General features: G+C 72.4%; 7 protein-coding genes. 5 read left to right on the forward strand and 2 right to left on the reverse strand.

The window, feature by feature from the left end:
• A partial coding sequence (gene pepN, locus KBX53_RS17890) for an aminopeptidase N (RefSeq protein WP_210860479.1) occupies positions 1-1,733 on the forward strand: 1,733 nt, incomplete at its 5' end.
• Positions 1,734-1,781: 48 nt separating this feature from the next.
• On the opposite strand, the gene KBX53_RS17895 is transcribed toward pepN, so the two are convergent.
• Together KBX53_RS17895 and KBX53_RS17900 are read right to left on the reverse strand one after the other, a co-directional pair.
• Positions 1,782-2,987, reverse strand: a complete 1,206-nt coding sequence (locus KBX53_RS17895; RefSeq protein WP_030336532.1) for an NAD(P)/FAD-dependent oxidoreductase — start codon at positions 2,985-2,987, stop codon at positions 1,782-1,784.
• A 185-nt stretch (positions 2,988-3,172) separates the two neighbouring features.
• On the reverse strand, positions 3,173-3,841 hold the full coding sequence (locus KBX53_RS17900) for a PadR family transcriptional regulator (protein ID WP_030336530.1): 669 nt from the start codon (positions 3,839-3,841) through the stop codon (positions 3,173-3,175).
• A gap of 154 nt (positions 3,842-3,995) precedes the next feature.
• On the opposite strand from KBX53_RS17900, the gene nadD reads away from it, so the two are divergent.
• The 4 genes from nadD to KBX53_RS17920 form a co-directional block, all read left to right on the forward strand.
• Positions 3,996-4,592 carry a nicotinate-nucleotide adenylyltransferase gene (nadD, locus tag KBX53_RS17905; RefSeq protein WP_030336528.1) on the forward strand — a complete coding sequence of 199 codons (597 nt, stop codon included), beginning with the start codon at positions 3,996-3,998 and terminating at the stop codon, positions 4,590-4,592.
• Between the two features lie 110 nt (positions 4,593-4,702).
• Positions 4,703-5,110: a ribosome silencing factor gene (gene rsfS / locus KBX53_RS17910; protein ID WP_030336526.1), complete on the forward strand. Its 408-nt coding sequence runs from the start codon at positions 4,703-4,705 to the stop codon at positions 5,108-5,110.
• Positions 5,107-5,736, forward strand: a complete 630-nt coding sequence (locus KBX53_RS17915) for a histidine phosphatase family protein (RefSeq protein ID WP_030336524.1) — start codon at positions 5,107-5,109, stop codon at positions 5,734-5,736. Before rsfS ends, KBX53_RS17915 begins: the two co-directional genes overlap by 4 nt.
• A gap of 48 nt (positions 5,737-5,784) precedes the next feature.
• On the forward strand, positions 5,785-6,534 hold a 750-nt coding region (locus tag KBX53_RS17920), incomplete at its 3' end, for a DegV family protein (RefSeq protein WP_210860481.1).

Consider the following 6,534-nt stretch of genomic DNA (forward strand, 5'->3'; position numbering starts at 1 on the left):
GCATCGTCACCTTCCGCGACGACTACATCTTCCGCTCGGCGGTCACCGACACCCAGCGCGAGCAGCGGGCCGGCACCATCGCCCACGAGATGGCCCACATGTGGTTCGGTGACCTGGTCACCATGCGCTGGTGGGACGACCTGTGGTTGAACGAGTCCTTCGCCGAATACCTGGGCACCCGGGTCACCGCCGAGGCGACCCGCTTCGACCAGTCCTGGACCACCTTCGCCATGCGCCGCAAGGCCTGGGGGTATGCAGCCGACCAGCGCCCCTCCACCCACCCGGTCGCCCCGCAGGAGGTGGCCGACGCCGACGAGGGCCTGCTCAACTTCGACGGCATCTCGTACGCCAAGGGGGCCAGCGTGCTGCGGCAGCTGGTCGCGTGGCTCGGCGACGAGGCGTTCCTGGCTGGCCTGAACGCGCACTTCGCGGCGCACCGCTTCGGCAACGCCACCCTCGACGACCTGCTCACCAGCCTCTCCGCCAGCAGTGGGCGGGAGCTGTCCGGTTGGGCCGAGCTGTGGTTGCGCCAGCCGCAGGTCAACACGTTGCGCGCCGAGGTCGCCGTCGACGCCGACGGCCGCTACACCGAGGTCGCCGTGGTGCAGACCGCACCCGAGTCGCACCCGGTGCTGCGCCCGCACCGGATCGGCGTGGGCCGCTATGCGGCGGACGGCACCGTCCGGCGCGACGAGGTGGACATCGACCCGGCCGCCGACGGTGGGCGCACCGTGCTGGGTCAGCTGACGGGTGAGCCGGCGGCCCGGCTGCTGCTGCTCAACGACGGTGACCTCACCTTCGCCAAGGTGCGTCTCGACCCGGCGTCGGCCGAGGCCGTCCCGCTGGTGCTGCCCGGCCTGACCGACCCGCTGGCCCGGGCGGTGCTGTGGGGTGAGGCGCTGGACGCGGTGACCGACGGGGAGCGGCCGGTCGCCGGCCTGGTCGACCTGATCGTCGCCGCGCTGCCCACCGAGACCGAGGTGATCATTGCGGAGGACGTGCTGACGCTCAGTCGGTCACTGATCGACCGATACCTCGACCTGCTGACCCGCTCGACAGCGTTGGCCCGGGTCGCCGAGGCGTGCCGGCGCCTGCTCGACGGCGCGCCGGCGGGGGAGTCGTTGCAGCTCGCCGCCGCACGGGGCTGGATCGCCGCCACCACCGACGCCGACCTGCTCGTCGGCTGGCTCGCCGGCCGGGACGTGCCGGCCGGCCTGAAGGTCGACGCGGAGCTGCGCTGGGCGGTGCTGCGCCGACTGGTGGTGCTGGGTGCCGCGGGCGAGGCGGAGATCGCCATCGAGGCGGCCGCAGACGTCAGCTCCGCTGGCGCGGAACGGGCCGCGCGGTGCCGGGCCGCACTGCCCGACCCGGCGGCGAAGCAGGCGGCCTGGGAGATCATCGTGCGGGGCGACGACCTGTCCAACCGGCTGTTGGAAGCGACAGCCGAGGGGTTCTGGCAACCCGAGCAGGCCGAGCTGACCGCCGCGTACGTCGATCGGTACTTCGCGGAGATGCCGGCCGCCGCGCGCCGGCGTACCCCCTGGACGGCCGACCGGGTGGCGGCCCTGGCGTTCCCCCGCTACGCCGTGGCGCAGCCGACCCGGGAGGCGGCCGCGGCGTTGCTGGCCCGCGACGACCTGACCCCCGGCCTGCGCCGGGTGGTGACCGACGCCGCCGACGACCTGCGCCGCGCGCTGGTCGCCCGGACGGCGGTGGCCGCCGCCTCGGCCTGAACGTTGACCAGCGGGGTGGCCGGCCGGCCACCCCGCTGGCCCACAACCTCAGCGCGGGGCGGGTACCGCAGTGACCGGCGCGTCCCAGTCGATGACGTAGCGCTGCTCGTCGGCGACGGTCTTCTCCGGGTCCAGCACCGTGCGCACCATCAGTGGCATCAGCAACGGCATCAGCGTCCGCGCGACTGCCCCGGGAGCCTTCGCGTGGTTGATCCGGGCCGCGCGCGCCGCCACCTTCTCCACCCGGGTACGACGCAGCCGCACGTACGCGTCGAACGCCGCCTCGACGTCCGGCAGGTCGCGGAGGCAGCGGGCGAGTTGCACGGCGCTCTCGATGGCCAGTGACGCGCCCTGCCCCGAACTGTTCGACGGCGCGTGCGCCGCGTCGCCGACCAGCACCATCCGGCCCCGATGCCAGTGCGGCACCGGCGGCATGATCTGCAACGACCCGACCACCTGGAGGTCGGCGGCGTTGCTGGTCGCCATCAGGTCCCGGCCCGGGTCGTCGTCGCCGTAGCTGCTGCGCAGCGTGTCCAGCCACTGCTCCGCCGGCACCGCCCGGGCCTCGACCAGGCTCATCGGCCGCTGCTGCGGCAGGTTGGCCCCCCACCGGGTGCCGCCACTGGGCTCCGGCCAGTACAGGTAGTAGCCCTGTCGCCCGAACGCGAACGTCATCGTGCCCGGCTCGGCGTCGACCTCGTGTCGGGCCACCGCCTCGAAGCCGAGCAACCCGGTGAAATGAGGGCCGGGCGCGGCCGGGTCGATGAGACTCCGGACCGTGGAGCGGATTCCGTCCGCGCCGACGAGGATGTCGGCGGTGGCGGTGCTGCCGTCCTCGAAACGGGCGATCACGCCGTCGCCGGTCTGCTCGGCGGCGACCAGCCGCTTGCCGTACGCGAACGGCACGCCCTCAGCGGACGCCTGATCGTGCAGCACCTGGTGAAGCTCGGCCCGGTGCACCACGTGCAGCGGCGGCACCCCGGTCAGGGTGGGCAGGTCGATGCGTCGGCGGCCGACAGCCAGGGCGTTGCGTCCGATCGGTGTGGCGATCGCCGTCACCGCGTCGTGGACGCCGACCGTCCGCAGCGCCGCCATCCCGTTGGGCGCGAGGGCGAGGGTGCCGCCGATGCCGGTGGCCGTGCTCGGGTACGCCTCGTAGACGGTTGCGGTGATGCCGGCGCGGCGCAGCGCGAGCGCTGTCACCGGCCCGGCGATGCCACCGCCGATGACGGTCGCGGTTCGTACCGTGGTCATGGTCTCTCCCTTGGTGTGGTCGGTGCCGACGCGCGGACCTGGTGTGGTCGGTGCGCGGGCACGCGGACCTGGGAGGGAGCCCGGTTATCCTCGTGGTTGCCGCTTCGGGCCGGGTGCCTTCCCAGGCGTCGGTTCGGGGTCAGGGCCCCGGTGAGGTGTTGGCGCACCTCGCCGGGGCCGTTCTTTCAGCCGGTGGGATCACCCCCGCGGCTGTCGGTGCTGGTTCTCTCGGCCAGATCGGTCAGTTCGGCGGGCATCTCGCCGGTCTCGTGGAAGGCCCGCCAGGTGTCCAGGCCGGGGTAGCTTCCCGAGGTCAGCTCGGCGAGCAGGGCCCGTAGCCAGGCTGCCTCCGCGTCCCGGATGGCGAGGTCGTACTCCGACTCCACCAGGAACAGCCGGGGAATCTCCCGCAGGTGCGCGTCGAGCGTTTCGCGGTCCTGGCGGATCGCGTCCTCCAGCCGGGAGAGCCGTTGCCGCAGCAGGTCGGTGGCCTCGTCGGGGTGCAACGCGGCGAGCACTGACAGCCCGGCCCGGAAGCGGGGGTGCTCCGCCATCGGGGTGGAGACCAGCTCGCGGGCCCAGTCGATCAGCTCCGCCCGCCCGGCGTCGGTGATCCGGTAGACGGTGCGTTCCGGGCGGCGGCCCTCGCGCAGGCTCTCCACCGCCTCGATCAGGTGGTGTTTGTCCAGGTTGCCGATCACCGTGTAGAAGGACCCCCACTTGAACTCCATGTCCTGGTCCTTGCCCCAGGCGCGGAGTGCGGTGGCGATCTCGTACGGGTGCATGGGCCGCTGGACCAGGGCGGACAGCACGGCCAGCGCCAGCAGGTTGCCGACCTTGCGCCGCTTCGGCACGACGACCCCCTCGCTCGTCGACGGCTACTCGTCTACGAATATACGCCGCCGTGCAGGCTGCCGCGACCCCCTGTCGCACCGATGTCCGGCGACGCACGGGCCGACGGTGCCGGGCCGGGACGGTCGTCAACGACGCTCGGCCTACGATCACTGGGTGGAGGAAGATATCCGGCGGATCGGGATCATGGGTGGCACCTTCGACCCGATCCACCACGGGCACCTCGTCGCGGCCAGCGAGGTGGCGGACCGGTTCGGCCTGGACGAGGTGGTCTTCGTCCCCACCGGCCAGCCGTGGCAGAAGGCCGACGAGCCGGTCAGCCCGGCCGAGGACCGGTACCTGATGACCGTCATCGCCACCGCCTCCAACCCCCGCTTCCAGGTCAGCCGGGTCGACATCGACCGCAGCGGACCCACCTACACCGTCGACACGCTGCGTGACCTCCAGGCTGAGTACGGCCCGAAGGTGCAGCTCTTCTTCATCACCGGCGCGGACGCCCTGCAACGCATCCTGTCCTGGAAGGACCTGGACGAGATCTTCGAGCTGGCGCACTTCATCGGGGTGACCCGGCCCGGCTTCCCGCTGAGCGACAAGCACCTTCCGGCGGACACCGTCAGCCTGATCCAGGTGCCCGCGATGTCCATCTCGTCGACCGACTGCCGCGCCCGGGTCGCCAGAGGTGAGCCGGTTTGGTATCTGGTGCCCGACGGTGTGGTGCAGTACATCGCCAAGCGGAGCCTCTATCAGCGCTGAGCGCACCCGTTATGCCCAGGTTTGTGCAGCTAACCGGGCAGAACTGCACGATCGCGATGCCGTCGGGTATGAGACGCTTGGAGGATCGCACGCTTGATCGAAGGAGAACGGTGACAGTTTCCGAACGCGCTCACGAGCTGGCTATCGCGGCCGCCCAGGCCGCCGCCGACAAGAAGGCGCAGGACATCACGATCATCGACGTCGGCGACCAGCTCGCCATCACCGACGCGTTCGTGCTCGCCGCCGCCCCCAATGAGCGTCAGGTGCTGGCCATCGTCGACGCCATCGAGGAGAGCCTGCTGGAGCTTCCGGAGAAGGCGAAGCCGGTGCGGCGCGAGGGCGAGCGCGGTGGCCGCTGGGTGCTGCTCGACTACGTCGACATCGTGGTGCACGTCCAGCACACCGAGGAGCGCGAGTTCTACGGGCTCGACCGCCTCTGGAAGGACTGCCCCACCATCCCGTTCGTCGATCGCGACCTGGTCGAGGCCGACGCCAGCGGGTCCGCCGCCGCCGAATGAGCCGACTGATCGTCTGGCGGCACGGCAACACCGACTGGAACGCCGCCAACCGCGTCCAGGGGCAGACCGACGTACCCCTCAACGAGCTGGGCCGCGACCAGGCCCGCGCCGCCGCCCCGCTGCTCGCGGCGCTGCGGCCCGACGCGATCGTGGCCAGCGACCTGAGCCGCGCCGCGGACACCGCCGCCGCGCTCGCGGCGCTGACCGGGCTGCCGGTCCGCACCGACGCCCGGCTCCGTGAGCGGCACTTCGGCCAGTGGCAGGGTCTGCACCTCACCGAGGTCGCCGCGCGCTTTCCCGACGAGTACGCGCGCTGGCGAGCCGGCGACCCCGACCCGGGGGCGGGCCTGGAGCCCCTGCACGACCTCGGCGAACGGGTCGGTGTCGCGTTGCAGGAGGCAGCCGAAGCGGCCGCGGGCGGCACCGTGGTGATCGCCACGCACGGTGGCGGCTCCCGGCAGGGCATCGGTCACCTGCTCGGTTGGGACAATGCCGTGCTGCGCACCGTCGGCTCGTTGGCCAACTGCCACTGGACCGAACTGCGTCACGACGACGTCCGTGGATGGCAGTTGCGGGCGCACAACGTCGGCCTCATCACCGCACCGGTCGCCGTCGACGCGGTCTGAGCAATCGCGCCTCGGCGTTCGCGGCCTCGATCGGCTAGCGTGCCGGGCATGCCCGTCGCGGTTGTCACCGACTCCACCGCCTACCTTCCGCCCGAGCTGGTGCAGGCGCACCGGCTGACCGTCGTGCCGTTGACCGTCGTCCTCAACGGCGCGGAAGGGCTGGAGGGGGTGGAGACCCAGCCGTCCGACGCGACAGTCGCACTGAGCGCCCGCCGGGTCACCGCGACCACCTCCCGCCCGGCACCGGAGCAGTTCGCCCGGACGTACCGCCAACTGCTCGACGCCGGCGCCGACGGGATCGTCTCGGTGCACCTCTCCGCCGCGCTGTCCGGCACCGTGGAGGCCGCCCGGCTGGCCGCCGCCGACCTGGACGGCCGGGTGGAGGTCGTGGACAGCCGCTCGACCGGCATGGGACTGGGCTTTCCCGCCATCGCCGCCGCCACCGCAGCCCAGGCCGGCGCCGATCTTGCCGTGGTACGCGACGCGGCGCTCGCCGCCGTGGCCCGCACCACCGTCTGGTTCTACGTCGACACGCTGGAGTTCCTCCGTCGCGGCGGCCGGATCAACGCCGCCGAGGCGCTGGTCGGCACCGCGCTGTCCGTCAAGCCGATTATGCACATGCCGGACGGGGCGATCGTGCTGCGCGAGAAGGTCCGCACCGCCAGCCGGGGAGTGGCCCGCCTCGTGGACCTGGCCGTCGAGGCGGCCGGCGACGACGACGTGGACCTCGGGGTGCACCACCTGGCCGCACCGCAACGGGCCGAGGCGTTGCGTGCCGCGCTGACCGAACGGTTCGGC

The organism is Micromonospora sp. M51, assembly GCF_018070305.1.
In the GTDB taxonomy this organism is placed as follows: domain Bacteria; phylum Actinomycetota; class Actinomycetes; order Mycobacteriales; family Micromonosporaceae; genus Micromonospora; species Micromonospora parva.